Source organism: Pseudalkalibacillus sp. A8 (assembly GCF_045920555.1).
Lineage (GTDB): Bacteria > Bacillota > Bacilli > Bacillales > Fictibacillaceae > Pseudalkalibacillus.
On the sequence record NZ_CP174509.1, the window covers coordinates 1,157,414 to 1,182,389 of the forward strand.

Genomic DNA, 24,976 nt, shown 5'->3' on the forward strand with positions numbered 1-24,976 from the left:
CCTCTCATGTTGATTAATTATAGTTCTTTCTCTTCTTAATAAGAGATGTAATGAAAAATAGGAGGCCAGTAGCAATAATGATATAAATGATGCTGGAGTAAATATCCATAAATTTTAATATTTTTTCCCATGAATGCCCTAACGCAGATCCAATCAGGACGAGTAATATATTCCAGATCAATGTACCGATTGTTGTAAAAAGGAGGAAGAGCTTGAACTTCATGTTTGACATGCCTGCTGGTATTGAAATTAAGCTTCGAATGAGCGGGATCATCCGACAGAAAAGCACCGTCCAGTAGCCATAGTCGTCAAACCACTTGTCCGCTTTCCGAATATCCGATTTCTTGATCCGCAAGAGATTCCCCCATCGGTGTATGATCCTTTCAAGACGAGCTACATCCAAAAACAGACCCAACTGGTATAAAATCAAAGCCCCTGATACAGAGCCTGCTGTTGCTGATAAAATTACATAAGGCATACTCAGGGTTGAATAGGTTGTCAAAAAGCCACCGAAGGGCAAAATCACTTCAGAAGGAATTGGAGGGAAAATGTTTTCCAACGCCATCATCACAAAAATCCCAAAATATCCATATTGCTCCATGAAACTAGTTATCCAATTCTGCATCGGCATTCTCCATATCTAAGATTGTCTTAGTTATATTAATCTATTTTTCAACAAAAAGGAATATGAAATATTTACACAAATGGTAAGAACAAAGATCCAATCAACATTTCGTGAATTAAAAACGCAGAAAAGAAAAAGCAGGGGGCGTTGTAAATGATACAGAATGCTTAAAAATCTGAGTTTTAAAAATAGGATGAGCGGGAAGGGATGGGTAAACCGAAAAATTCAGGAGGGAGTTGGCATGAAACACTATAGTATAGTCCCAGACCGTGATGTGAACGGCTGGTTTGTGAAAATCGAGGATACTGCGCCTGCAGATCATTATGAAATGAAATCAGCAGCGGTTGAATACGCAGAAAAAATTGCGAAAGAAAATAAACCGAGCAAACTGTCAATTCTTGATAAAAACCTAGAAATCGAAGAGGAAAGGACATATTGATAAAGGGGACCAGAACATTGCACAAAAGCTGATGTTCGGTCACCCTTTTTTAATGATGAGAAAACTTGGCTTATTTTTGGTTTTGGATTATCTTTAAAAATAAAAGCTATAACGAGAAAAATCTGAAATTATCTTTAAAAACCTGGGAATAATATCTTTAAAAATTACAAATTATCTTTAAAACTAAGAAATTATCTTAAAACCGGCGATTACATCTTAAGATCCGATTGGTCGACGTGTATATCCTTCGCACCGTTAAAAGCGGCGAAAGCTTCAAGCGCATCGCGGATCGCATGACGCAACTCGTTTGTTTTCTCCACCCAAGGTTCCAGCTGCAGCAACCGGACGACCAATACTCCATTTTTCCGGTCGATTTGCGGATCCATCCTTCCGATCAGGCGGTCTCCATATAAAATCGGCATCGCATAGGGGCCATATTTCCGTTTAGCGCGTGGAATATAGATCTCCCACTTATAATCGAAATCGAACAAGTCTTTGATCCGCTCCCGGCTCCATAACAGATTATCGAGAGGCGATATGAAGGTGACAGTACCGCCGGAAAATTCCAACGACTGGTCATTGCTCGCAAACCTTTCAAGCTCATCCAAATCTTCAGCTAACATGTAATACTGCCGTTCGGCTCCATCGATTTCAAGAGGAATGACCGTTCCATCAGCAACTCTCCGCTCAACTTCTGCGCGACGTTCCGCAGCCTTCAATTTTTGCCATCCGAACCTGAAGTCACGTGGATCAAAGACACGATACGCCCTGAGATATTTCTCAATCAGCATCTCCCGGGCAGTCGCTTCATCCATTGCGCTAGTATTGTCCAATAAATCCGGGCTGATCGACCCCTCTGTAATATCAAAATAACGCTCTGTACGTTCTCTTTTTACAACTCGGATGATTCCCGAATCCAACAACAGATTCAGTGCAAGCGAGGTTTCTTTCGTCTTTGGGAGCTTGTTATCCCAGTAGCCATGGACTCGTTTTTCCGATTGGAAAGCCCGGGAAGGAAGCGGTCCTTCGGATCTCAATTGCTCCATTACTGTGTCGACCACAAGCCCCTGTTTTTCTAACGACTCAGCTACATTTTGTTGGATCCGGATGCGGGTCGGTTCAAACATAGGGAAATCCTCCATCGGAATGACGCAGGCAGCATTCGCGAAATACTCGAATACTTTTCCTCCCGCTAAGAGATCATCCAGATGCTTTGGTTCATACCCTGGAATACGTGCACCCAACACTAAATGCTGATTTCGTTCCACGACAGACACAGGATCAAGCTGCACACATTCAAGCTTCTTGATCATTTGTAATGCGGAGGAAAGCGGACGATCCGCCCCCAATAAAGCTTGTTTAGATAAAAGGAATCTCCGAAGTGCGGATTTTTCCACAGGAAATTTTGGAGATGACATAATTAGCCCCCCGAATCGTTTAGAAAGAATACTTTTGAAAATCCTCAATCAGAACAAATGGATCGCTGAATACTTGGCGAAAACCATATCCGACAAAAAGCGGGGTTGTGGGATATCGAGGGATGATCTTGATGAATATCTTACCCAGCCAATGGTAGAAAAAGAGATTATAACTTGAGCAGCCTTGGCCATTATAATGATGAAGAATATAGTGTACGGTTTTCTGGATATAGTCCGCAGCCTGGTCGATTCCGGCGAGATCATCATTCATGACGATATTGAATTCGGTAAAACCGATCATAGGCATTGTTGATAGATTCAGTTGGACACCGTTGGAACAATGGATTTCATCTCCTATAAAATAATCTTCCTTCAGGTTTTCCCGGTAATCTACATCATTGAAGCCTATGATCTGCATATGCGGGTGTCGGACAGATCCTCCCGACAGAGGTCCATAGTTTTTAAAGAAAGAAACGGATTGATAGCTCCCTTGTTCCTCCATCTCCAACCATTTCTCGACTCCAAATCGAATCAATTTAAAAAGATGCGGCTTAGAATACTCGGATAGTTCAGATTCACAATCATCCGTTTCGATCAACACTGTCTGAAAAGCATCCTGTACGACGGGATATTTGTTTTTCACAAGGATGATCGAGTCCTGTGTTTCCAATAATTCCGAAAGGCCTTCTGTAACACAAAATGGGCAAGGTTTCTTCTGGTGGATGTTGTTCGGCTTTTTACGGGCGATTGATTTATCGAACTTTAGAATCGTTTCTTTTTTCATAGTATCACCAACGTGTTTATTCATATTAAAAACGTCTTCTACCTAATTATACGGCTGATCAATTCGGTTCGTCTATGCTGAGGCATTTTCTTTTCTTTTATTAAACCACCGACTCAGAAACTATGACCCTATCGATTTCTATGATGAATTTTTTAAATTCAAATAGGTTGAGCACTAGGGGAGCATGGATTGCTGAGAGGAGTGGATACTCTGACCCTTCGAACCTGATCTAGGTAGAACTAGCGTAGGGAAGTGGCTTTTTGCAGATTAATTATTAAAAGGTCACTAAGATATCTGGTGATCTTTTTACTTTTAACAAGCTTTTCGCAAAAGCTTAGGTTTTCTTTATGAAAAGATTATGAAGGAGATGTTTTGATTGGATATCCGGGAACAGGTCGTTTTAATTACAGGAAGCAGCAGGCCTTGGGGCTTCAATTGCCAAAGCTTTTGGCAGAGAGGGTGCAAGAGTAGTAGTCAACTACTTTAGAAATGAAGGAAAAGCGAGACAAGTTGTTGAAACAATCGGTGAGGATAGAGCGATTGCCATTCAAGCAGACATTAGACAACCTCAGGAAGTGGAAGCAATGTTCCATAAAGCTAGGATCATTTTAAAAAGCCGATCACAACCATCGTGAACAATGCATTGGTGGCCTTTAGATTCGATGCTGTCAATTAAGAAGAGTGCAGACATTTTCATGTGGGAAGACTATCAGACCCCATTTGAAGGTAGCGTTAAAGCAGCCCTGAATACAGTGAAAGCAGGCAAAAAAGATATGTCGGAGCTCAGGTTCGGCCGTGTCATCAATATTGGGACGAACCTTTTCCAAAACCCGGTCGTTGCCTATCATGAATATAACACGAGCAAAGGAGCACTCCTTGCTTTTACAGTCAATATGGTTTCTGGTGGATTATTAGAAAAAACAGATGCAAGTGCGGTTACACCTGATGAAGTATTTGCGATAATAATAGAAAACACACCACTCCAAAAAGTCACTACCCCCGACGATGTTGCGGATTCGGTCTTATTCTTCGCGTCTTCCTGGAGCAGGGCGGTCACTGGACAAAACTTAGTGGTCGATGGTGGATTGGTCATGAACTAGTTGTAAAAGTAGACAGATAGAGGAGTTGATAGAGAATGGATAAAAACGTTATTACCAACACATTGGATAAAGTCAGAAAGGAAAAGCCCCTGGTGCATAACATCACGAATGTGGTAGTGACGAATTTCACCGCAAACGGTCTGTTAGCTTTAGGCGTGTCACCTGTCATGGCTTATGCGAAAGAGGAAGTTGCAGATATGGCCAAGGTTGCAGGGGCAGTTGTTCTCAACATCGGTACTTTAGATGAAACTGTGGTAGAGTCGATGATCATTGCTGGGAAGGCGGCGAACGAGCATGGTGTTCCCGTTATTCTCGATCCTGTAGGGGCTGGTGCTACACCTTACCGGACAGAGACAGCGCGGAAACTTTTAAAAGAGATCGATATCTCGATCTTACGAGGGAATGCCGCAGAAGTAGCCAATGTGATCGGAGAAAGATGGACCATCAAAGGTGTGGATGCCGGGGAAAGGAACCGTGATTCTGTAAAACTAGCACGAACTGCTGCAGAGAAGCTGGGTCTTGTGGTAGTGGTTACTGGAGTAGATGATGTCATCTCCGATGGCGATAAGGCTTATGTGGCACGGAACGGTCATTTTATGCTCACGAGAGTCACAGGGACAGGCTGTCTGCTAAGTTCAGTGATCGGAGCTTTTTCGGCAGTGGAAAAAGATTTGGTCAAGGCCGCAACGTCGGCTGTAGCAAGCTATGGTATAGCAGCAGAGATGGCAGCTGAACGAAAAGGGGGTGAGGGACCAGGAAGTTTCCAGGTTGAATTCCTGAATGCCCTCTCACAGGTTTCCGCTGAGGATATCGATGAGATTGCATCAATTGAGGAACGATAACAATTTCTTCAGTTTTTACGTTTGTTTCGTCATCGATGGACTTACTTGTCGAAACAAGACTCCTTAACGGGTAATTCTTTTGTAAATAAACGATAAAGGTATTGTATATGGAAGAAGGTTGGATAATACTGCGAATGACTTACCATTCTGCAAGTAACATGTCCTATATAATCACCATTAAATTCCATAATGGAGTGAAAATCGAACCCTAAAATGAATCTTGATACGTTTCGGTAGTCCATTAGTAGGTATATTTATGAAGATTGTCTATTTCATTTTTAAATGAAGTTTATCAGAAATTCATACTGGTTTTACCTAACCTCCTTATAATCCAAGTGTACCAACATACTGAAGGGAGATTTTCTGATGAACCGAAAAGATTTGTTCCAGGATTCTGAAAAATTATTGCACCGATCTATGAACCGGAAAGACTTTTTGGATAAGGTGAGTAAAATTGCAGTCGTCGGTTTGGGTATGACACTGACACAGCCCTTGAACAATTTGAGAGTCGAAGCTGCTCCTCAATTTACAAGTTATCCTTTTACTTTAGGTGTCGCTTCTGGTGATCCGTTATCTGACAGCGTGGTACTGTGGACAAGGCTTGCCCCGGAACCACTGAATGGCGGTGGAATGCCGAATTATAATGTACCGGTCCAATGGGAATTGGCTGAGGATGAAGCTTTCCGGAAAATCGTGCAGCAAGGAACGGAGCTTGCAACCCCTGAACTCGGTCATTCAGTACATGTAGAAGTTGGTGACATGGAAGCGAATAAACAATACTACTACCGCTTTAAAGCAGGTAACGAAATCAGTCCGGTCGGGAAAACCAAAACACTGCCTGCACCGGGCCAACCTCTATCCAAACTGACTTTCGCTTTCGCCTCCTGCCAACAGTTCGAGCATGGATACTACACCGCTTATCGGCATATGGCAGAAGAAAAGCTCGATCTTGTGTTCCATCTCGGCGATTATATTTATGAATACGGCCCAAACGAATATATCTCCAAAACAGGTAATGTACGTACGCATAATGGTCCGGAAATCATCACGCTCGACGACTACCGGAATAGACTGGCCCAATATAAAAGCGACAAAGACTTGAGAGCCGCACATGCTGCGTGTCCTTGGATCGTAACATGGGATGACCATGAAGTTGAAAACAACTATGCCGATGAAATACCTGAAAAAGGACAATCCGTTGAAGAATTCATCCAGCGGCGTATTAATGCTTATCAAGCCTACTATGAACATATGCCGCTGAGAAAATCATCCATTCCTCAAGGTCCGGACATGAATCTGTATCGCCGCTTTACATACGGTGATCTCGTTGAATTCAATGTACTCGATACCCGGCAATACCGTGATGATCAAGCGAATGGCGACGGAATCAAACCTCCCAATGAAGAATCGATGGACCCTAATCGTACATTGACTGGGGCAGACCAGGAAAGATGGTTGCTTGAAGGGCTTGGCAGGTCGCAAGCTAGATGGAATGTGTTAGCCCAGCAGGTTTTCTTCAATCAGTTGAATTTCAATACAGCAGATGCACCAAAATACAATATGGATGCCTGGGATGGATATGCGGCGAATCGTGATCGAATACTTGATTTTGTCAGTGAAAACCAAGTCGGAAATCTAGTAGTTTTGACCGGGGATGTGCATGCCAATTGGGCTGGGGATATCAAGAAGGATTATAATGACCCTGACTCAGAAACCCTTGGCTCAGAATTTGTCGGAACATCCATTACCTCTGGCGGGGACGGGGCTGAACAGCGGAAGGATACAGCCCAATTCCTGGCTGAGAATCCACACATCAAATTTTTCAATGATTACCGAGGCTACGTTCGTTGCACGATAACACCTCAAAAGTGGACAGCCGATTATCGTGTTGTACCCTATGTCAGCCAGCCTGGGGCCGCGATCGCAACCCGAGCTACTTTCGAAATCAAACACAATGAACCTGGATTGAAGCTGAAGGTTGATAAGCCATTGTCCAATACGAAAAAACAATCCGCTGAAGTAGAAGCTGACCGGATTGAAGCCCAAGAAAATGCTCATGAAAAACAAATGAAAAAACTTAATAAAATGGAAATCGGAAATCGTTAGTTAGATTCATGTGAACTAACCCTGCCTAAGGGTTAGTTCTTTTCTGTTTTTGGAGGAGAGCTTGTTTATCTTTGGTGCTGTTAAATCTTGATGTTGATTTTTAAGCAGAAATTCACGCCACTCCTGCGGGAAAAGCGCGATCCAGGAGAGACCCCGCAGCGAGGAGGCTTACGGTTCGCCCTATCAACAATTCAGACTAACAGCCTTATCTTTAAAAATAGCGGAGACAACTTTAAAAAATGAGAATTATCTTTAAAAATCTGAAATTACCTTGAAAACCAGAATAATATCTTTAAAACAAATATAGACGTCCAACTCACTTCTCGGAGGGTCCACCATAAAATGATAAGAGTTAGTTCATTTCTTCCGCAATTGGAAGGATGACCTTGGAGGTGGACATATGGTAATGAAACCACGGATGTTGAGAAGAGGGGACACGATTGGAGTGGTTACCCTTGGGAGTCCGTTAGAAAGAGAAGTGATTGATGCCAGGATCAATACGTTAAGAAACATGGGGTTCAATGTCATCGTCGGTAATCATGTTTACGATGTAGACGGATTTCTTGCTGGCTCCCCGCAAGAGCGAGTAACAGACTTGATGAGCATGTTCCAGAACCCACAAGTGAAAATGATTTTACCAACACGGGGTGGAGTCGGTGTAGCAGGCATCCTTCCGTATCTTGATTATAATCTTATCAAACAGAATCCTAAGATCGTTACAGGATATAGTGATATCACTGTCCTGTTGAACGTTCTATACCAGTTTTCAGATCTATTAACCTTTCACAGCCTGATGCTGATTGATTTTACGCCGGAAATACCACCGTACAATATCAACCAGTTCTATACCATGACTTCGACATTCTCACCAGTACGACAAATAACGAATCCCCCAGGCATGCAATTGGTGGGGAAGGTACCTGGCATTGTATCGGGAAGAATTGTCGGTGGGAATCTGACCGCTTTCGTCGGCTTGCTCGGAACTCCAGCAGAGATCGATACGAAGGGTAAAATCCTCTTTTTGGAAGAAACGCATGAACCGATCAATACGGTTTACCGTTATCTTGAACACTTGAGGTTAGCCGGGAAACTGGATGACTGTACAGGCATCATCATGGGTGAATGTACGGAATGCGTAGAAGCTTATGGGAAGACTTATGAAGATCTGATCAATGATTTTCTGGTGCCGCTCAGAAAACCGCTTATGACCAATCTCGCTTCCGGTCATGGGACGTATAAAGCTGCAATTCCGATCGGTGCAAATGTCCTTATGGATACGATCAACCGTACACTAACCATTGTTGAACCGACAGTCATGCCTTGAGTGAATACAAGTAGAATGGGATGAAAGATACTTTGGTCCCTTGAAAAGAAAAAAGCGCCTGTCCCAAAAATGATGGGGTCAGACACTCTCATGCTTATTCTTTTACTTGAATGCGATCTATAACAGGAGCTTCGATGGGACTATTCTCATTCTTCATATAGTCAATCATTGCATCTAGGGCAAGAGGTCCTGTTTCTTGATTTGCTCCTTCTTTCAATATCGTGAAACCGTCACCGCCAGTAGCGATATAATTATTGACGGTTACTGTATATTCTTTTTGCGGATCGATAGGACTTCCATCTGAATCAGTCATATCAAGAACTTTTTCGCCTTCGGGAGCTGATTTGTCCCAAGTATATTTCAATCCTGAAATTTGAAGAATTCGTTTTGTTCCACCATTCCATTGCTGCTCTAACAATTTCTTGATTTGATCACCGGTCAATGTCATTTTCACAAGGTTGTTGCCAAATGGGAGCATCGTATACAATTCGCCCCATGTGGTTTCTCCTTGATCAAGATCGGTTCGTATACCACCAGGATTCATGAAAGCAAAGTCTGTTTCCATAGAAGCACGCTGGGAATCAGCTACTAAATTACCGAGTGGGGATTCACCGCTCTCATCTGGTTCCCTCGTAATTGGTTCGGAAGTTTCTCCGACTACTTCGTTGATCAACGGTCCAACTTCTTCCTTGTATTGATCGACCATTTCTTTTACTTTAGCATCCGGTGTAATGCTGTCATGGAATGTAGTCACGATTTTAGCCTGCTTCTTTACTATGTCTTTCGTTTTCGGGTCGATCATCAAGTCGACATCTGAAAAAGCCGTTCCATAAGAGTAAGATTGGACAATCAATTTACCATCAACAATTGCATTGGAATAAGCATGGTTATGGCCACCGAAGATGACATCAACCTCATCATCGATTTCAGGGGCCAATTCTGCTAATTCTCCCGAGGGATTTGTACCATCCGTGTTCGAAGATGCTGGAACATGGCCAAGAACAATGATGGATTTTACCCCTTTTTCTTTCAACTCTTTAACAGCCTTGTTGATCGCTTCACCTTCATCTGTGAATTCAACATCTTCAATTCCACTTGGAAGGACGATGTTTTTCGTTTCGGTGGTGACGACTCCGATAAATCCAATTTCCATTCCATTTACCCGTTTGGTGACGTATGGGGGAAGTATTGGTTCTCCGGTTTTTTTATCTTTAACATTGGCGACAGTATATGGGAAGTCAGCACCTTCAAAATCGCCGGTAACCTCATGGGATCCGCCATTAATCAGCCTCTTCATTTCATCGACGCCTTCATCAAATTCATGATTGCCTACTGTACCGACATCAAAACCGAGTTCATTTAAAATTTCGATTGTAGGTTCATCCTGAAGAAGGGAAGATACGGGAGAACTTGCACCTACAACATCTCCTGCATGGACAAGCAATGAATTTTTATTGTTTTGGTTATGCTTTTTTATGTAAGCTGCCAGATATTCAGCTCCTCCCGCTTTCCTTCCATCGATATTTTGATAAACATCGATCTGGCCGTGAAAATCATTGATACCTAAAAGCTGTACGGGAATATATCTGTTTTCTTCACCTATGCCAAAGCGTGTTTTTTCTGGGGATTCAGCGAATACAGAAGTACAAGCTAGTGAAATCGATAATATGAAAGCGAGGATTGCTTTTCTGAAATCTATCATTCTTTTAACCTCCTTTATCACTTTTAAAATTAGCAGACAAATTTTAATAGAACTTTAAGAAGAGATTACAAAATCGTAATTTTGGCAGTAACACTCTGGATCAGCGTTCACTGGTAAATGGACATATGTGTATGTTTTTCCTTGATCAGGGGAGAATGGAAGGTAACCAAACGAGGGAGGAATATGATGGAGGCTAGTATGAGCGTTGAAGAAGTTGTCCAGCAAATTTCTGATTTAGCAAAAAAGGAAGGAGGGGCCCTTCGAAAGAAACAGGTCAAGAAATCCAACCCAGAGCTAATGAAAAACGCATTGTATTATTTTCCGAATTGGGATGCCGCTCTTGACCAGTGTAAGGAGAACCAAGCATAACCGTTCCTTTGTCACGAGAAAAAACGAGCATTTCCTTGAGGGGAATGCTCGTTTTTTTTTGATCCTTCGATAATATCCACATGGAAAAAATAACCAGAAAATCCCCCGGGGTGAAATATGATACTGATTTTTACGGTCATAATCAACGCAATCATCATGTATACTGTACTTTTCCTTTGTCGGCGGCACCTTAGAAAATTGGAGATTCTTGCTTATTGGTGCGTAGCAAGTATCCTGTTCCAAAATATTTCAGGCATCCTATATTTGAATTTTGATAAGTATAGCCTATCGGCGCTAAAATCGCTGAATTGGGCTGATGCACTTAACCGGTCTGTCCTCTGCCCTTTAATCGTGGTATGTTTTCTTAACTTTTATGCAGGAACAACAAGCCTTAAAATAAAAGGGCTGTTGTTGTTTATCTTTCTGAATATCCTTTGCGGCTTGAATGGTTAAGTGATTGGGCCGGGTTATTCAAGCATGTGGATTGGGAACTTTGGTGGTCTTATGGCTTGAAATTTTCTGTCTTGGTCATTTCTTTAGGTTTCATGAAATTGTTCTGTTTCATTTTTTATAGGGAGGAAAGATCAAATGAATTCTACATTTGATTAGAATGAATGGTTCTTCCTTCTTACAGGAGCTTTATGCTTACTAATATTCATCAAGCTTCCAAAAAGGTTCAGTGCATTAGTAACCGTCTCATTATGGATATTTGTACTTGTTTTTATTGAAACGATCGATTACTTTATAGCCGTAAAGCCCTATGATCTATACGATTTTTTAGATGGGCCTGGATACCAACCGACAATGGCAGTAGCCCATTTGACAATATTTCCGACTTGCGCCTATTTTTATGATAAATGGCAGCTCCGTGGTCCCAAATTAGCCTTGTATATTTTAGGATGGACGATCATTTCGATCACTTATGAGTGGTTATGTCTTCAAAACAATGTACTGACCTATAAAAACTGGAATTTGTTATTCTCCATTCCGACATATCCGATTACTTGTTTCATTGTGATTGCCATATTCCATTTTATAAAAAGGAACATGAATACGTAAAGAAAAGGAGCTGCCAAGTGGCCAGCTCCTTTTACGTTTCTAAGATGTCTTATTCAATTGCTTCTTCTCAAGCTTTTCCTCGATCTTTTCCATCTCTTGTGGATTGTTGATCAAGTTGTTTCTATTTTCAATGACTAATTGTTTAAATGAAGTTTTTCGCTTGCGCATTGTCATCAACTCCTTCAATGCTATTGTACCACCTATTACTTTTTAATAATCATGATAATTTTTAAAATTATGTGACAATTCGTTCAATCATGAGAGGTTGCTTTCTTTTTGCTTGAGTTTCCGCACTTGATAATGCCTTCTGTGTTCCAAAGCACCTGTCCCTAGAACGACTCCTGAGACGATGAAAATGAACCCGAAGAGCTGGGAGGCCTCAATCGTTTCATTCAAAAATAGATAAGATCCGGTCAACGAGAAGAACGGTGTAAGATTGATGAAGATCGCCGTTTCACCTGCACCCAGCTGATGGATGGCACGGTTATAAAACATGTGCCCGATGCCAGTGGCAAGGATGGCAGATGAAGCGAATACAGCCCAGATCCAAGGCTTGCCTGTCGTCAGGCTTTCGAGACCTTGAGGTTCTATTTTCAGGCTGATAAGGAACAAGAAGGCGGACCCGATGATTTGCATCCAGAATGTAATGAGTCTCGCGTCCATCGTTTCCGTCGCTTTTTTGATATAAATAAAACTGACAGCCTGGGCGATCACACAAAGGAAAATATAGAAATCTCCGCGAGAGATGCTTGAAAGCTCTCCTGAACCATTCAATACAATGAAAGAAACCCCGATCAAGCCGAGGAATATGCCGATCAATCGTAAAATTGTCAACCGATCACCGAGGAACACGATCGCCAGAAGAGAGGTCATCAACGGAACCAAGGCGATGATAAGACCTGTATTCGAGGCTGTCGTCATCGTCAAGCCCATCGAGAGAAAGTAATGATGACCAGTTATTCCTGTCAAAGAACCAATCGTGACATAAACTAGCTGTTGCCGTGTCATTTTTCGGAATTCCTTTTTGGCAGCTAAAACGATCAGGACGACGATCCCAGCCGTCAAAATACGGAAAGCGGTGATCGTGATCGGTTCAAAATATTCGACGACCAGCTTGATGGCGATGACATTGAACCCCCAGATCATCATAAGCAAGAGTAATACGATATAGGTTGCTGGTTTAGACAAAGCCCTCATCTCTTTCCTGTCTGTTCAAATGATAAGTGTATCTTACTCCTATCAATTCAGGCTGTCAAAGAAACCGCTTGAGGAAAGGATGGACTAGCAGCTGTTCGCAAACCAGGTGATTTGAGTTTCTATCCTATCCGAACGGAGCCTACTTTCAATCCTTGATAAGCTTATCATGGTCTGGAGCGTGGGGCGGTTCCTCAAGCCATCCGTTTTCAATCATGATGTTTGCACCGTCTTCAGCGTATAACGAGATTTCTGAAAGGAAACGTGCGTATTTCAAGGCGATATCTTTTCTTGGGCTTGCTCCCATGGCAGCTCCATACTTCGCTATACCAGTTGCTGACAAAACTGAGACGAGATACATCATCAATTTGTCTGAAAAGGGAGGAACAGTAGAAGCGGTCACCGCTGAATCCCAAGGCATCGTAGCAGGCAGGTCATCTTGGATGAGGACTTGTTTCAAGATTTTTATATGCTTATTCGCAATTTCTTTTCCTCTGTAGAAATAGTTTTTGACTTTCTCGCTTTTTGCTGCTTGTGCAAATCCTAACTGGGTTTCTTTTCCAAGGATGTTGGATTCGGTAGTAAGGAATAAATGAGAGATTTCAACCGCTGTAAAAGGGCGCTGCTTACCTATAAGATTGCCTAAAAAACTTTGATCTGTGACAAATTCAACCTGGTCGGGAACTGAGAAATAAGGAGGACGGATATAAAGCCCCTTTTGTAATAAGACGTCTTTGATCTTCTCTTGCAACCGGACATTCTTATAAAGGAGCGTTTCATGGAAACCGATGACATCGGAACGACTCCCAAGACCGATACCAAGCGTTTGTGAGGACATTTGAACAATCGTCATATCCTTTAAATTCAAGATGAAATAAAGATCTGAAAACAACCGTGGGGTTTCTAAATTGACATCATCTTCTGTAAATCCTTTTGGAATCGGAAAGTCTTCCATTTCGAATAAGCCGGATAAAAACTTTATGTTCTCCACCGTAGCATCCAGTGCAGCTTCTATGATCGAACGGATATCCGGATTTTCCACTGTTGCTGAAAAATACTGTAATACACATCGTGTTGCGGTTTCTGTTACATACTGTCCCCACAAGGTTGCCATCTCTGCTGAAGTCAATCGCGTTTGATGATCATATTCCATGTTTATCTCCCCTTCCCATGACTAATTGGTTCCGATCAGGTGTGTGCGGAGGTTTTTCAAGCCATCCCTGGTCAATCATGATGTTCGCCCCATCTTCGGCATAAAGTGAGATTTCCATTAAAAGTCTGGAATATTTAAATGCAATATCCTTCCTTGGACTTACTGCAATGGCAGTCCCATAATTTCCAACTCCTGATGCATTCATAGCAGTTACGTGGAACATGATCAATTTATCGGAGAAGGTCGGGACCGTTGAAACTGTTACGGAGGAGTCCCAGTTCATGGCGGCAGGAAGATCGTCATCAATCAGGATTCGGCTGAAAACATTGACATGCTTTTCGGCAATTTCCTTACCACGTAATAAGTATTTTTTTACTTTTTTCTGCTTTGCCACTTGTGCAAATGCCACCATCATTTCTTTTCCTACTGCATTCGTTTCAATATTCAAATATAAATGGGACATTTCAACCGTAGTCAAGGGGCGTTGATCACCAATGTATTTACCTAAAAAGTCCTGATTGGAAACAAAGTCGATTTTATCTTGTGGTGAAATATACGGAGGGCGTATATAAATCCCTTTCTCTATCATTAATTCCTTGGCCATCTTATGTAGTTTAACAGCATCAGACAGTACATTCTTATGAAAGGCGACTATGTCCGAACGAGCTCCTAAACCAATTGCGAGAGTACTTGCAGTCATACCGAGAATGGACATATTTTTCAAATAGGAAAGATAGAAAAGATCTGAAAACAATCGAGGGGCTTCTAAATTCACATCCTTTTTTGAGAATCCGACTGGGATTGGAAAGGTTTCCTGTTCAAAGAGCTCCTTAAGAAATTCAATATGGTCTTTTGATGCAGAAAACGCAAACTCAAGAACAGGACGGATCTGACTGTCCTCTACTGTCATCAAAAAATGAGCCAATACGCATCTTGCTGCACTATCATTCATATATTGCCCCCATAAACCTGCCATTTCAGCTGATGTCAACGGAGTGTTGTGGTTACCATTAGTCACTGAAGTACCCCCATTCAAAAGTGATCCAACTAAATTATTGATAGGTTATTAACTGTTGATATAAAAATGGATTTTTCTTAAGGTTCCCTGATTGCCAAAAAAATACGCAGTAATTTGTTTAATATTAGAAAAGCATTGATTATTTGCCATGATAATCATGTATCCTGTGATTTTCTGTCAACTGAAAGGTTACTAGGCTTATATAACCACTTATCCACTTCTTTAATTTAGGAAAATGATATTATCTTTAAATAATTTTAGAGGGAAATGTAGATTTCTGTAGAATCCACTCGCTGTACCTGACAACTTTGTAGGTCAATACATATTGGGAGTGATTCTATGTTAAAGCGTTTCGTGGCTTTTGCGGCATCCGTATCCCTTGTCGCATCTATGGCAATACCAGCGTCCGCTGCAGGTTCAGGTGAAAAGGGACCTACTTTTACCTTTGTTACTGAACAGTCAGCACCACAAGAAATCATTGTTCATTTGAAAGACTCGAGCACCATTTCAATCGTCGAGGAAGTCATTTCCAAATTTGATGGTGAAATCATTGATAAAACCGATGAATTTTTCGTCGTAAAAGTAGATGGCAATGTTTCAGAAGCGGTCGAAGAATTTGAAGCTCTTGATTCTGTATCGTTTGCTGAACCGAATGTCACGCTCCATGCAAGCTATATGCCTGACGATCCTGCCTATCATTCGCTTCAATATGCCCCCCAAAAGATCGGTGCTGAAGAAGCTTGGGACGTTACCCTGAGCGACCCATCCGTTAAGATCGCAGTCATCGATACTGGCGTTGACTACAATCATCCAGATCTGAACGGCAAAGTACTGCAAGGCTATGATTTTGTCGATGATGATAACGATGCGATCGATGAAAATGAACACGGTACACACGTTGCAGGTATTGCGGCAGCAAACACGGATAATGGTGAGGGGATTGCCGGGTTGGCACCTGAAGCATCCATTCTTCCAGTACGCGTGCTGGATGCGGATGGCAGCGGTTCTCTGGATGACGTCGCCCAGGGCATCCGTTATGCTGCTGATCAGGGTGCTCAAGTCATCAATCTGAGTCTTGGCGGTAAAATTGGCTCGCAGACGTTAGAAGAGGCGGTTAACTATGCGTGGGAACAAGGCTCTGTCGTAGTGGCAGCTGCTGGAAATGAAAGTACACCGCTCCCAAGTTATCCGGCATATTATGAGAATGCAATTGCAGTAGCAGCTACTGATCAGGATGATGCGCTTGCTTACTTCTCCAACTATGGAACATGGGTAGATATCGCGGCTCCTGGTGTTGACATCTATTCGACGATTCCAAACGGTGGCTATGCGAGCTACTCAGGAACATCGATGGCATCACCGGTTGTCGCGGGTGTAGCCGGTTTGCTTGCAGCCCAGGGGAAAAACGCTAAGCAAATCCGTGCAGCTCTCGAGGATACAGCGGATGAACTGACTGGCACGGGTATACTTTTCCAAAATGGACGGGTAAACGCAGCAAATGCTGTACAACTATAACTAAGATAACCTCCAGGCTACGACCCGGAGGTTTTTAAAAACAAAGAAAATTTTCAAAGTCACAATCAAAGAAACTATCAATTGTCCTTTATCCTCCTGAAAACTCTTCAGCAAATAGAGACAGGTCGATCAGTAACAACACCCAACCCTCCTTCATACTGTGTTGAAGAGAGTATTAAGCTTTCAATCTTGTATTATTACAGTCAACTCGAGTAATGAAGGATAGGGGGAAAGGTAATGAATGAGTTCCGACAAGATCTTCAAGGGCTGGACATCGGCGATTATAATGCGAATGAGTTTGTCCCGAGTAATTATTACGAAGAATATGAAGATGAGTCACGGTTGTGTGTATTCGTAGGCCATTGTTTCGGTCGCTGTTTCGGTCGCTGTTTCGGTCACTGTTTTGGTCATTGCTTCGGTCCGTGCAGCAGGTGTTTCGGACCATGTAGCAGGTGTTTCGGTCACTGTGGTGGAAGATGCGGGGGCAGATGTGGCGGCAGATGCGGTGGTCCATGCGGCGGCCAATAAAAAAGGATTTTCCAGAAGTATCCCAGTCTCAAAAGCTGGGATTCTTTTCTTCTTTCAAGCATATAAGACAAATTGTCCTGCATACACTCATATGAAGAATTCAGAACAGCTCTCGGTTAAGGAGGAGCGGAATGATGAAACTGAGCCCTTCGATGCGTATGATAGTGAATAGGGATACGTTCTTTCTGCCTGATCCCAAAGGCAGTGTGTATTTCAGGAACAACGCGGGATCCTTCAAGATGGAAGGCAAGTCGATCGATCAGTGGGTAGAAAAATTGCTTCCGATGTACAACGGGGATTTTACATTAGGGCAAATGACGGAAGGATTACCCGGACCATATAGGGACCGGGTTTTTGAGATTACAGAAACCTTGTATAAGAACGGTTTTTTACGGGATCTGAGTCAAGACAGTCCGCATCAACTGAAGGAGGAAATTTTAAAAAAGTATGCCCACCAAATCGAGTTTCTGAACAGTTTCGGAGGCTCGGGAGCTTTTCGCTTCCAGGAATATCGGAAAACAAAAGTACTGGCAATCGGATCTGGCCCGATTTTCGTTTCGTTGGTTTCGGCGTTGCTCGAGTCCGGGTTGCCCACTTTCCACACGTTGATCACTGACTCGATGACAACGAATCGAAAGCGGTTGTCCGAGTTGACAATGCATGCACGGAAAACAGATCCCGAGGTAGCGATCCACATCATCTCCCAGGCAGAGAGGGGGAATTCCTGGGACGATGTCATCGAGCCGTTCGACGGTGTGGTGTATGTCTCTCAACAGGGTGAATTGGAGGAACTTCGTACAGTTCAATCCGCTTGTGAAAAAGGAAAGAAGATGTTCATCCCTGCTGTATGTATTGACGGATACGGTGTCGTAGGACCGGTCACTTTTCCTGGGTCAGAGGGATGTTGGTCGTCCGCCTGGCAGAGTATACACAAAACTGTATTTGAAAGAGATCAGGTATCCGATTCTTGCTCTTCTACAGCTGGAGCGATGCTCACCAACATATGCGCCTTCGAGATGTTCAAAAAACTGACAGACGTTGCTGGAAGGGATCGTCCACATTTTTACCTTTTGGACCTTTATACCTTGGAAGGAAAGTGGCATGCTTTCTTACCGCATCCAAATGGGCAAGGCTCCGTGGAATGGTTGGAAGAAAAACAGTTTTTTGAAAAAACAAAAAGAGATCCGAGTAATTTATTCACGGCCTTCAGCCAAATGACTTCAAACGTTTCAGGGGTTTTTCATCGATGGGAGGAAGGTGACTTGAATCAAACCCTACTGTCACAGTGCGAGGTCCAAGTCGTTGATCCCCTTTCGGATGGTCCGTCTGAACTTTTACCCCCTGAGATTTGCGGTGGCCTAACCCATGAAGAAGCTCGACGCGAAGCAGGATTAGTCGGTTTGGAGACCTATGGTGAAAGGTTTATAGAGAAACTGCAGTTAACAAACAAATTGGAAACGTTCATTGGGATCGGTGCTGGAGAAACAAATGCGGAAGGTGTTTACCGTGGTCTGCAAAAATGTCTTCTGGAGGAGCTGCGTAACCAAACAGAGAATCATCAGTTTTTAGCCACCCCGTTAAATGCAAGTGCTATAGAAGATGACCATTGCCGCTTTCTTTTACAGTCATTGAAAACGATGGGAAAAGAGCCGAGAATCTATTTGGGGAAAGAATCAGCTGGGTTTCCTGTCATATGGCTCGAGATGAAGAACAAATGGTACGGAAGTGTCGGTTTAGATCTTACGATTGCCCTCCGTAATACACTTAAGCATGCAGTGATGAAAGGGCAGAACAAAAAGGCTGATTTCTCCTCGATGGTGATTGAACAACCTTTCATAACTGTGAATGAAACAAATCCTTCAGAGTTTGAGGTCTTGCCTTCAGATATGACTGAAAGCCTGCAGAACGCCAAGCAAGTTTTCAAAAAAAGCCGGAGAACACTCAACGTATTCCAATTACCGATGGAACCATTGCTTCAAAAAGAACAGGCAGTCTTAGTCGGCGTCATGCTAAGAAAGGAGGCCCCTTTACTGTGAGTGGTACTGTGCTGGTAGTGGGATACGGAATGCTCGCTGAAAAAGTTTATGAAAAACTGAACATGGATTTTAAAGTCATACGTCACGTATCAATCGGAGAAGATGTGCCAGAAATGACCGAATTGGTCCTCGTTTTACACGATACGTGGGTACCCTTTATACACCAGCAGGCAGAAGATGTGCTCCGGCAGCTGCGTATTCCTTGGTTGAGAGGGTTCCTTTCATTCGGTGAAGGTGTGGTCGGCCCGCTTGTCCAATCCGACCAGGAAGGATGCTCTTATTGTGCTGACACACGTCTAATGATGGCTGGTCGTGAAACTCCGGAGATGTGGGGGTTGAGGGAACGACAAATGACAAAGCAAGACGGTCTTCCTCCTGATGCCTGGTCTTCCAACATGGGACTTCTGCAACTTGCCCACCTGATTGAAAGGGAAGCGAAAAAGGTGTTGGAAGGGGAATGTACACAGTCTGCCGATTATATCTATTTAATGAATCTGAAAACGTTGGATGGGTCATGGCGGTTCATTTTACCTGAAGCTGTATGTCCGGTCTGCAGCAATCTGCCCGAAGACACAGAACAAGATGCCAGGATCACCCTGAAACCGAGTCCAAAGGTAAGTCAGACCGGTTTTCGAACAAGGTCGATGGATGACCTGAAGACGGTTTTAGAGAAGGATTACTTCAATACCCGGACAGGGATGACGAATCACAAAATGTACGATTCCGTAACGTTGTTTGCCGATGTCATCGTGAACCTTCCACTTTTCAACAGGAGTGAGGGGACAGGAGGGAGGACGCATTCCTATAAGCTGAGTGAAATGACCGGGATCCTAGAAGCATTGGAACGCTCATGCGGAATCGCTGCCCGCGGAAAGAGGACCGTGGTTTTTGACAGTTATCGGAATCTTGGACACCAGGCACTGCATCCGTTGGAGGTCGGCGTCCATGAGGATGAACATTACGACAAGCCAGATTTTCCATACCAAAAGTTCGACCCTGATCGGAAAATGAACTGGGTATGGGGCCACTCGTTTATACAAGACCGTCCACTCCTTGTTCCTGAACTGCTTGCCTATTACAGCATGGGATGCGGGGATGGATTTGTCTATGAAACATCGAATGGGTGTGCACTAGGTGGCAGCTTGGAGGAAGCGATTTTTTATGGAATCATGGAAGTCGTTGAACGTGATGCCTTTTTGATAACCTGGTATGCCCAGCTGAACCTTCCTCGCTTGGATCCTTATTCAGCGGATGACAAAGAACTCCATCTGATGATCGAACGGTTGAGGGAGATCGGCGGATATGAACTTCATCTGTATAACGCCACGTTGGAGCATGGGATACCGAGCGTTTGGGCTTTGGTCAAAAACTCGAAGCAAAGAGGTATGAACCTCCTCTGTGCAGCGGGTGCCCACCTCGATCCGGTTAAAGCGGTGAAGAGCGCCGTTTATGAACTGGCAGGGATGGTGATGTCGCTCGAAGAAAAATTTGAATCGCATAAGAGCGAATATGTGAAGTTGTATCACGATTCCTCCTGTGTAAAAACGATGGATGATCATGGTATGCTGTACGGATTGAAAGAAGCTGAAGAACGGCTCAAGTTTTTACTGGATGGGGACCGCCTGATACAGACATTTGCTGAAGCATTCCAATGGAAGACCCATCACCATGACTTGACGGAAGATCTGAAGGAAGTCCTCCAGGCATTCAAGAAATTGGAGCTTGATGTGATCGTAGTGGATCAGACGACAGCTGAAATCAGGCGGAATGGTCTACATTGCGTAAAAGTCCTGATTCCGGGCATGCTGCCGATGACTTTCGGCCATGACCTCATCCGGGTGAAAGGTTTGCAACGCGTTTTGACAGTACCAGAAGAGCTTGGCTATTGCGAACAACCGCTGAAGTACGATCAGCTCAATCCAAATCCACATCCGTTCCCGTAACCGGCGAGAGGAGGCTGAAAGGTGAACCTTGATGAATTTCTCCACAATCTACATTATGACATCGATCAGGTGAAGCCTCCAGATTTTGATATAGACTGGGAGGATGCACCGCTGCCGTATAAACTTTATCGTGATCTGCCAACTATACCGCTATCTACTGGACCTCCGCTGACAGAGCCTGACGGGAAGACAGAGGTATCGCGCGAAACCATCGGCCAATTTCTCTGGCATGCTTATGGACTTTCCCAATTGTCGGAGTCAATCTATATGGATTCATCTGACCTCCTGCAACAATTACGGCGTTTCGTTCCCTCGGGCGGTGGATTGTATCCGAATGAAGTGTACGTCTATTTAAAAGTAGAAGGGCTTGCCGATGGGGTCTACCATTTTGATGCCGCCCATCATAGACTTGTAATGCTCAGGGAAGGGAATTACGACAGCTATCTCAACCAATCGCTTGGTGAGCGCTGTGATGTTAAGAATAGTTTCGGAGCGGTTTTCGTGACGACGATGTTCTGGAAAAACTTTTTCAAGTACAATAATTTTGCGTATCGTTTGCAAGGGCTCGATGCAGGTGCGTTAATCGGCCAGCTTCTTGAATTGGGGAAACGCTTCGGGTACTCGTCCTATGTGTTTTTCCAATTCCTCGACCGTGCCGTCAACCATTTATTAGGAGTGAATGGGGAGGAGGAAAGTGTCTACGCCGTCATCCCTTTATCCCTCGAACCGGAAATCGAGTTGTCGGAAGGAAAGAGCGCCATTACGGCTGAGGAACTGATCAATTTCATGCCGAAGCTTGAAACCGACCATTTTAACCGATCGAAAAATATCCTGGACTATCCATTGATTACGCAAATGAATGAAGCTGCGATGATTGACTCGACAAGATGCTTTTCAACTTTAAAAAGTACGGAAACTGTTAAAGATGAGAGGCAAAACATCTATCTACCCCAAAATGACCGGCTAGACTATGATTTTACAACCGTTTGCCGCAAACGCTACTCACCTGATATGGATTTTGCCATGAAAAATATCACGAAACAGGAGTTATCAATCCTCCTTCAAGAAGCCGCAATGGATTTTGTTTATAAAAGTGATGCAGGTGATTCCGACGACAGGATCGAGCTATATGGCTGTTTTTACAATGTAGAAGATATTCCGAATGGGGCGTATCGCTACGATTCCGTTAACCATTTTCTTGAGCTGATCCAGCCGGGGGATTTACGTCTTCGTTTGCAGTCCGGGATGACGGCTCATAACGTGAATCTCTATCAAGTGCGGATCTGCCTGCATATCGTCGGTTCAGCTGATCATTTAAAAGAGGACTTGGGTTACCGGGGTTACCGGATCCAACAGATGAAAGCCGGGATGCTCATGCAGCGCCTGCTATTAGGCGCATCAGCACTCGATATGGGAGGACACCCATTACTTGGATTCGATGTCGCCACATCTGACGCCATATATAAATTGGATGGAAAATCGAGCCTCATCCAGATTCCGATTGGAGCCTACCAACCTCGGCCCTGGTTGAAGGGTTTATTGATTTGAACACATATTTGTCCGACTTCTATGAATAGACTGTAACGATGAATTTAAAATGAAGGGAGTCACTCGATGCCGTATATCAATGTAGAAGATCAGGTGGAATTGTACTATGAGGATGTGGGAGAAGGGGTGCCGGTCATTTTCATTCATGGAGTGTGGATGAGCAGCCGCTTTTTCAAGAAGCAAACCGAGCACTTCAGGAAGGATCACCGTATCATCCTCTTGGATTTGAGGGGGCATGGGCAATCGGCGAAAGTCCATCATGGCCACACTGTTGCGAATTATGCCAGCGATCTGCACAGCTTCATTGAAAAAATGGAGCTGAAGGATGTCGTCCTGGTCGGATGGTCGATGGGAGCGTTCGTCGTTTGGGATTACCTCCAGCAGTTCGGCGACGATAATGTCAAAGGAACCGTCATTGTCGATGAATTAGCCTCCGACTTCAAGTGGGATGACTTCCCTAGTGGTGCCTTCGATTTCCCGACATTGATCCATCTGATGCGGGAAGTGCAGAATAACCGGGTAGGCTTCCTGGCCGAGTTCATTCCGCTCATGTTCAAGGAAGAGCTTGATCCGAAAGATTTCGATTGGATGCTAGAGGAAACCACTAAGCTACCGGAATCTGTCGCAAGTGCTATTCTGTTCGATCAGACAGTCGTCGATTATCGCGATCGGTTCAAAAACATCAAAGTCCCGACCCTGCTCTGTTTCGGAAGAGCAGAAAAACTGATTCCAGTAGAAGCAGGGAAGTTTTTGAATGATCAAATCGTGAATTCCTATCTGGTCGTGTTCGAAGATAGCTGCCACTGTCCATTTTTGGAGGAATCTGAGGTGTTCAACGAAGTCGTAACAGAGTTCGTACAATCACTTTAAATTGGGAAAAGGGTAACTCAAAATAATCATTGGAAATCAGCGGTGTATCACCCGAATAGAGGAACAGATGTCCTCTAATTTTTTCGGATTACCACTTTTTGTAACAAATAACGGAATTGTTGTTCTCTAAAATTAATTGCCAGAGCCGCCTGTTTCGAAAAAGACCCAAGAAAAATAAACCCATGAGAATTTATTTTCTCCGTGGGTTTTTCTTATTGTTACAAAGCAAGTTTGAGAAAGTTACAGTCAGGTCCTTCATTGAAAAATAAACGGATACTACCTCCATGGATAGGAAAAAGTTGACTTGTGAATATGGGCTGACGTAACTTTCATACTAAAACCTCACGAATCCCATCTTCAATTTTTTTAACGCCGATTTTAATTTTTGCATCTGGTGCTTGCGATACACTCAGCCGAATCCGGTTTTCCTTCCTATAGTCAGGAAGATACATATCGGTCGCGTCCTGGACAAGGACATTCTTTTTCTTCAAATGATCGACAAGGTGTTTTGATTTCATCCGTCCTGGTAACTTAATGGTAGAATAAAACCCAGAGACACCTCCTGTAAAACCAGCTTCAGGTGGAAGGTAATTTAGATAAGACTGTTTAAGGAGGTTGCCTTTTTTCTTGTATTGTCTTCTGAGTTTCTGAATGTGCGCCATGAACATCCCGCTTTGTAAATAAATTTCAAGAGCCCCTTGGGTTAGGACAGGGGTATGGACGTCCGCCGCGAATTTAGCTTTGGTGAAGCTTTCAAGCAGAGCTTCTGGTAAAACAACCAACCCTAATCTCAAACCAGGCAATAGAACTTTGGAGAAACTTTTTGTATAGATGATCCTGCCGGATGGATCATAGGCAAACATCGGGTCTGCTTTTCTTCTCGTGTCCAGGTCTCCCATATAATCGTCCTCAAGGATATATACGTCATATTTCTGAGCCAGCTCCACGATTTTCCGTTTTTCCTCATTCGAATAACTGTAACCTGTTGGATTTTGAAATCGTGATACGGTGTAAAAAAATTTGATACTTCTTTCCTTGAAGGTTTTCTCTAAATGTTCGAGGTCAACCCCGCTGTCGGTCATTTCAATTCCAATTGCTTTCAACCCACGGGTAGAAATGGATTCGATAAAGCTGAAATGGGTCGGCTGTTCAACACAGATTTCCATTTTTCCATTTGGAAAGGGAAGAGAAACAAGGAGATCAAGTGCTTGTTGCGAGCCTGAAACAACACAAATCCTCTCTGGAGGAGCAAAAACCTGAAGCTCCTGTAACTGTTTTGAAAGCTGTTGGCGCAGTGATGTCAATCCTAGAGGCTCTGAGTAATGAAACATTTCTTCTTTATAAAGGTCAATCGCTTGATTCATGCAATGTTGATAATCTCGGTAGGGCATCTTGCTAGGGTC

The 24,976-nt window shown here is 43.4% G+C and carries 21 protein-coding genes, 1 pseudogene and 1 riboswitch; of the genes and pseudogenes, 13 read left to right on the top strand and 9 right to left on the bottom strand.

The genetic code is table 11. The features are described from left to right. Nucleotides 1-13: 13 nt before the first annotated feature. Nucleotides 14-625 (bottom strand): DedA family protein, encoded by a 612-nt coding sequence (locus ACJROX_RS06065; protein WP_408009858.1) that lies wholly within the window; start codon nt 623-625, stop codon nt 14-16. 241 nt (nt 626-866) lie between these two features. Here ACJROX_RS06065 and ACJROX_RS06070 point away from each other — a divergent pair, with 241 nt between their 5' ends. Beyond that, nucleotides 867-1,064 carry a DUF2188 domain-containing protein gene (locus ACJROX_RS06070; RefSeq protein ID WP_408009859.1) on the top strand — a complete coding sequence of 66 codons (198 nt, stop codon included), beginning with the start codon at nt 867-869 and terminating at the stop codon, nt 1,062-1,064. A gap of 209 nt (nt 1,065-1,273) precedes the next feature. On the opposite strand, the gene ACJROX_RS06075 is transcribed toward ACJROX_RS06070, so the two are convergent. Next, complete coding sequence (locus ACJROX_RS06075; RefSeq protein ID WP_408009860.1) at nt 1,274-2,482, bottom strand: winged helix-turn-helix domain-containing protein; 1,209 nt, start codon at nt 2,480-2,482, stop codon at nt 1,274-1,276. Nucleotides 2,483-2,501: 19 nt separating this feature from the next. Continuing rightward, nucleotides 2,502-3,290 (bottom strand): DUF4931 domain-containing protein, encoded by a 789-nt coding sequence (locus ACJROX_RS06080; RefSeq protein WP_408009861.1) that lies wholly within the window; start codon nt 3,288-3,290, stop codon nt 2,502-2,504. Between the two features lie 142 nt (nt 3,291-3,432). Beyond that, nucleotides 3,433-3,534, top strand: a riboswitch (TPP riboswitch). 166 nt (nt 3,535-3,700) lie between these two features. Here ACJROX_RS06080 and ACJROX_RS06085 point away from each other — a divergent pair. From ACJROX_RS06085 to ACJROX_RS06100, 4 genes and pseudogenes are all read left to right on the top strand, one after another. Continuing rightward, nucleotides 3,701-4,366 (top strand): annotated as a pseudogene (locus tag ACJROX_RS06085) (SDR family oxidoreductase). Between the two features lie 35 nt (nt 4,367-4,401). Next, nucleotides 4,402-5,208: a hydroxyethylthiazole kinase gene (gene thiM / locus ACJROX_RS06090; RefSeq protein WP_408009862.1), complete on the top strand. Its 807-nt coding sequence runs from the start codon at nt 4,402-4,404 to the stop codon at nt 5,206-5,208. A gap of 366 nt (nt 5,209-5,574) precedes the next feature. After that, entirely contained in the window at nt 5,575-7,314 is a 1,740-nt protein-coding gene (locus ACJROX_RS06095) for an alkaline phosphatase D family protein (protein ID WP_408009863.1), read from the top strand. Between the two features lie 400 nt (nt 7,315-7,714). After that, nucleotides 7,715-8,638, top strand: coding sequence for an LD-carboxypeptidase (locus ACJROX_RS06100; RefSeq protein ID WP_408009864.1), 924 nt, complete (start codon nt 7,715-7,717; stop codon nt 8,636-8,638). 94 nt (nt 8,639-8,732) lie between these two features. Here the strand turns inward: ACJROX_RS06100 and ACJROX_RS06105 are convergent, their stop codons facing one another. Then, complete coding sequence (locus tag ACJROX_RS06105; protein ID WP_408009865.1) at nt 8,733-10,340, bottom strand: bifunctional metallophosphatase/5'-nucleotidase; 1,608 nt, start codon at nt 10,338-10,340, stop codon at nt 8,733-8,735. A 186-nt stretch (nt 10,341-10,526) separates the two neighbouring features. On the opposite strand from ACJROX_RS06105, the gene ACJROX_RS06110 reads away from it, so the two are divergent. Beyond that, nucleotides 10,527-10,709: a hypothetical protein gene (locus ACJROX_RS06110; protein WP_408009866.1), complete on the top strand. Its 183-nt coding sequence runs from the start codon at nt 10,527-10,529 to the stop codon at nt 10,707-10,709. A gap of 804 nt (nt 10,710-11,513) precedes the next feature. Further along, nucleotides 11,514-11,768: a hypothetical protein gene (locus ACJROX_RS06115; RefSeq protein WP_408009867.1), complete on the top strand. Its 255-nt coding sequence runs from the start codon at nt 11,514-11,516 to the stop codon at nt 11,766-11,768. A 39-nt stretch (nt 11,769-11,807) separates the two neighbouring features. Here ACJROX_RS06115 and ACJROX_RS06120 read toward each other — a convergent pair whose 3' ends face one another. The 4 genes from ACJROX_RS06120 to ACJROX_RS06135 form a co-directional block, all read right to left on the bottom strand. After that, the gene (locus ACJROX_RS06120; RefSeq protein WP_408009868.1) at nt 11,808-11,936 is read right to left on the bottom strand and encodes an FbpB family small basic protein; all 129 of its coding nucleotides are present in this window, start codon (nt 11,934-11,936) and stop codon (nt 11,808-11,810) included. 87 nt (nt 11,937-12,023) lie between these two features. After that, nucleotides 12,024-12,956, bottom strand: coding sequence for a DMT family transporter (locus ACJROX_RS06125; RefSeq protein WP_408009869.1), 933 nt, complete (start codon nt 12,954-12,956; stop codon nt 12,024-12,026). A gap of 154 nt (nt 12,957-13,110) precedes the next feature. Next, nucleotides 13,111-14,115 (bottom strand): DUF3231 family protein, encoded by a 1,005-nt coding sequence (locus ACJROX_RS06130; protein ID WP_408009870.1) that lies wholly within the window; start codon nt 14,113-14,115, stop codon nt 13,111-13,113. Further along, nucleotides 14,105-15,133, bottom strand: a complete 1,029-nt coding sequence (locus ACJROX_RS06135) for a DUF3231 family protein (RefSeq protein ID WP_408009871.1) — start codon at nt 15,131-15,133, stop codon at nt 14,105-14,107. The genes ACJROX_RS06130 and ACJROX_RS06135 overlap by 11 nt, the downstream gene beginning before the upstream one ends. A 339-nt stretch (nt 15,134-15,472) precedes the next feature. Here ACJROX_RS06135 and ACJROX_RS06140 point away from each other — a divergent pair, with 339 nt between their 5' ends. From ACJROX_RS06140 to ACJROX_RS06165, 6 genes are all read left to right on the top strand, one after another. Then, entirely contained in the window at nt 15,473-16,648 is a 1,176-nt protein-coding gene (locus tag ACJROX_RS06140) for a S8 family peptidase (RefSeq protein ID WP_408009872.1), read from the top strand. A gap of 237 nt (nt 16,649-16,885) precedes the next feature. Further along, nucleotides 16,886-17,176: a heterocycloanthracin/sonorensin family bacteriocin gene (locus ACJROX_RS06145; RefSeq protein ID WP_408009873.1), complete on the top strand. Its 291-nt coding sequence runs from the start codon at nt 16,886-16,888 to the stop codon at nt 17,174-17,176. 131 nt (nt 17,177-17,307) lie between these two features. Next, nucleotides 17,308-19,212 carry a putative thiazole-containing bacteriocin maturation protein gene (locus tag ACJROX_RS06150; protein ID WP_408009874.1) on the top strand — a complete coding sequence of 635 codons (1,905 nt, stop codon included), beginning with the start codon at nt 17,308-17,310 and terminating at the stop codon, nt 19,210-19,212. Further along, nucleotides 19,209-21,155: a TOMM precursor leader peptide-binding protein gene (locus tag ACJROX_RS06155; RefSeq protein WP_408009875.1), complete on the top strand. Its 1,947-nt coding sequence runs from the start codon at nt 19,209-19,211 to the stop codon at nt 21,153-21,155. Before ACJROX_RS06150 ends, ACJROX_RS06155 begins: the two co-directional genes overlap by 4 nt. A 21-nt stretch (nt 21,156-21,176) precedes the next feature. Continuing rightward, nucleotides 21,177-22,703, top strand: a complete 1,527-nt coding sequence (locus tag ACJROX_RS06160) for a SagB family peptide dehydrogenase (RefSeq protein WP_408009876.1) — start codon at nt 21,177-21,179, stop codon at nt 22,701-22,703. 66 nt (nt 22,704-22,769) lie between these two features. Next, nucleotides 22,770-23,573 carry an alpha/beta fold hydrolase gene (locus ACJROX_RS06165; protein WP_408009877.1) on the top strand — a complete coding sequence of 268 codons (804 nt, stop codon included), beginning with the start codon at nt 22,770-22,772 and terminating at the stop codon, nt 23,571-23,573. A gap of 329 nt (nt 23,574-23,902) precedes the next feature. Here ACJROX_RS06165 and ACJROX_RS06170 read toward each other — a convergent pair whose 3' ends face one another. Beyond that, nucleotides 23,903-24,937 carry a PLP-dependent aminotransferase family protein gene (locus ACJROX_RS06170; protein ID WP_408009878.1) on the bottom strand — a complete coding sequence of 345 codons (1,035 nt, stop codon included), beginning with the start codon at nt 24,935-24,937 and terminating at the stop codon, nt 23,903-23,905. Nucleotides 24,938-24,976: the final 39 nt, after the last annotated feature.

Excerpts from the sequence above, each read along its gene's own strand:
- ACJROX_RS06065 (WP_408009858.1), bottom strand. The coding sequence starts at position 625 with ATGCAGAATTGGATAACTAGTTTCATGGAGCAATATGGATATTTTGGG.
- ACJROX_RS06070 (WP_408009859.1), top strand. The coding sequence starts at position 867 with ATGAAACACTATAGTATAGTCCCAGACCGTGATGTGAACGGCTGGTTT.
- ACJROX_RS06075 (WP_408009860.1), bottom strand. The coding sequence starts at position 2,482 with ATGTCATCTCCAAAATTTCCTGTGGAAAAATCCGCACTTCGGAGATTC.
- ACJROX_RS06080 (WP_408009861.1), bottom strand. The coding sequence starts at position 3,290 with ATGAATAAACACGTTGGTGATACTATGAAAAAAGAAACGATTCTAAAG.
- thiM (WP_408009862.1), top strand. The coding sequence starts at position 4,402 with ATGGATAAAAACGTTATTACCAACACATTGGATAAAGTCAGAAAGGAA.
- ACJROX_RS06095 (WP_408009863.1), top strand. The coding sequence starts at position 5,575 with ATGAACCGAAAAGATTTGTTCCAGGATTCTGAAAAATTATTGCACCGA.
- ACJROX_RS06100 (WP_408009864.1), top strand. The coding sequence starts at position 7,715 with ATGGTAATGAAACCACGGATGTTGAGAAGAGGGGACACGATTGGAGTG.
- ACJROX_RS06105 (WP_408009865.1), bottom strand. The coding sequence starts at position 10,340 with ATGATAGATTTCAGAAAAGCAATCCTCGCTTTCATATTATCGATTTCA.
- ACJROX_RS06110 (WP_408009866.1), top strand. The coding sequence starts at position 10,527 with ATGGAGGCTAGTATGAGCGTTGAAGAAGTTGTCCAGCAAATTTCTGAT.
- ACJROX_RS06115 (WP_408009867.1), top strand. The coding sequence starts at position 11,514 with ATGGCAGTAGCCCATTTGACAATATTTCCGACTTGCGCCTATTTTTAT.
- ACJROX_RS06120 (WP_408009868.1), bottom strand. The coding sequence starts at position 11,936 with ATGCGCAAGCGAAAAACTTCATTTAAACAATTAGTCATTGAAAATAGA.
- ACJROX_RS06130 (WP_408009870.1), bottom strand. The coding sequence starts at position 14,115 with ATGGAATATGATCATCAAACGCGATTGACTTCAGCAGAGATGGCAACC.
- ACJROX_RS06140 (WP_408009872.1), top strand. The coding sequence starts at position 15,473 with ATGTTAAAGCGTTTCGTGGCTTTTGCGGCATCCGTATCCCTTGTCGCA.
- ACJROX_RS06145 (WP_408009873.1), top strand. The coding sequence starts at position 16,886 with ATGAATGAGTTCCGACAAGATCTTCAAGGGCTGGACATCGGCGATTAT.
- ACJROX_RS06150 (WP_408009874.1), top strand. The coding sequence starts at position 17,308 with ATGATGAAACTGAGCCCTTCGATGCGTATGATAGTGAATAGGGATACG.
- ACJROX_RS06165 (WP_408009877.1), top strand. The coding sequence starts at position 22,770 with ATGCCGTATATCAATGTAGAAGATCAGGTGGAATTGTACTATGAGGAT.
- ACJROX_RS06170 (WP_408009878.1), bottom strand. The coding sequence starts at position 24,937 with ATGAATCAAGCGATTGACCTTTATAAAGAAGAAATGTTTCATTACTCA.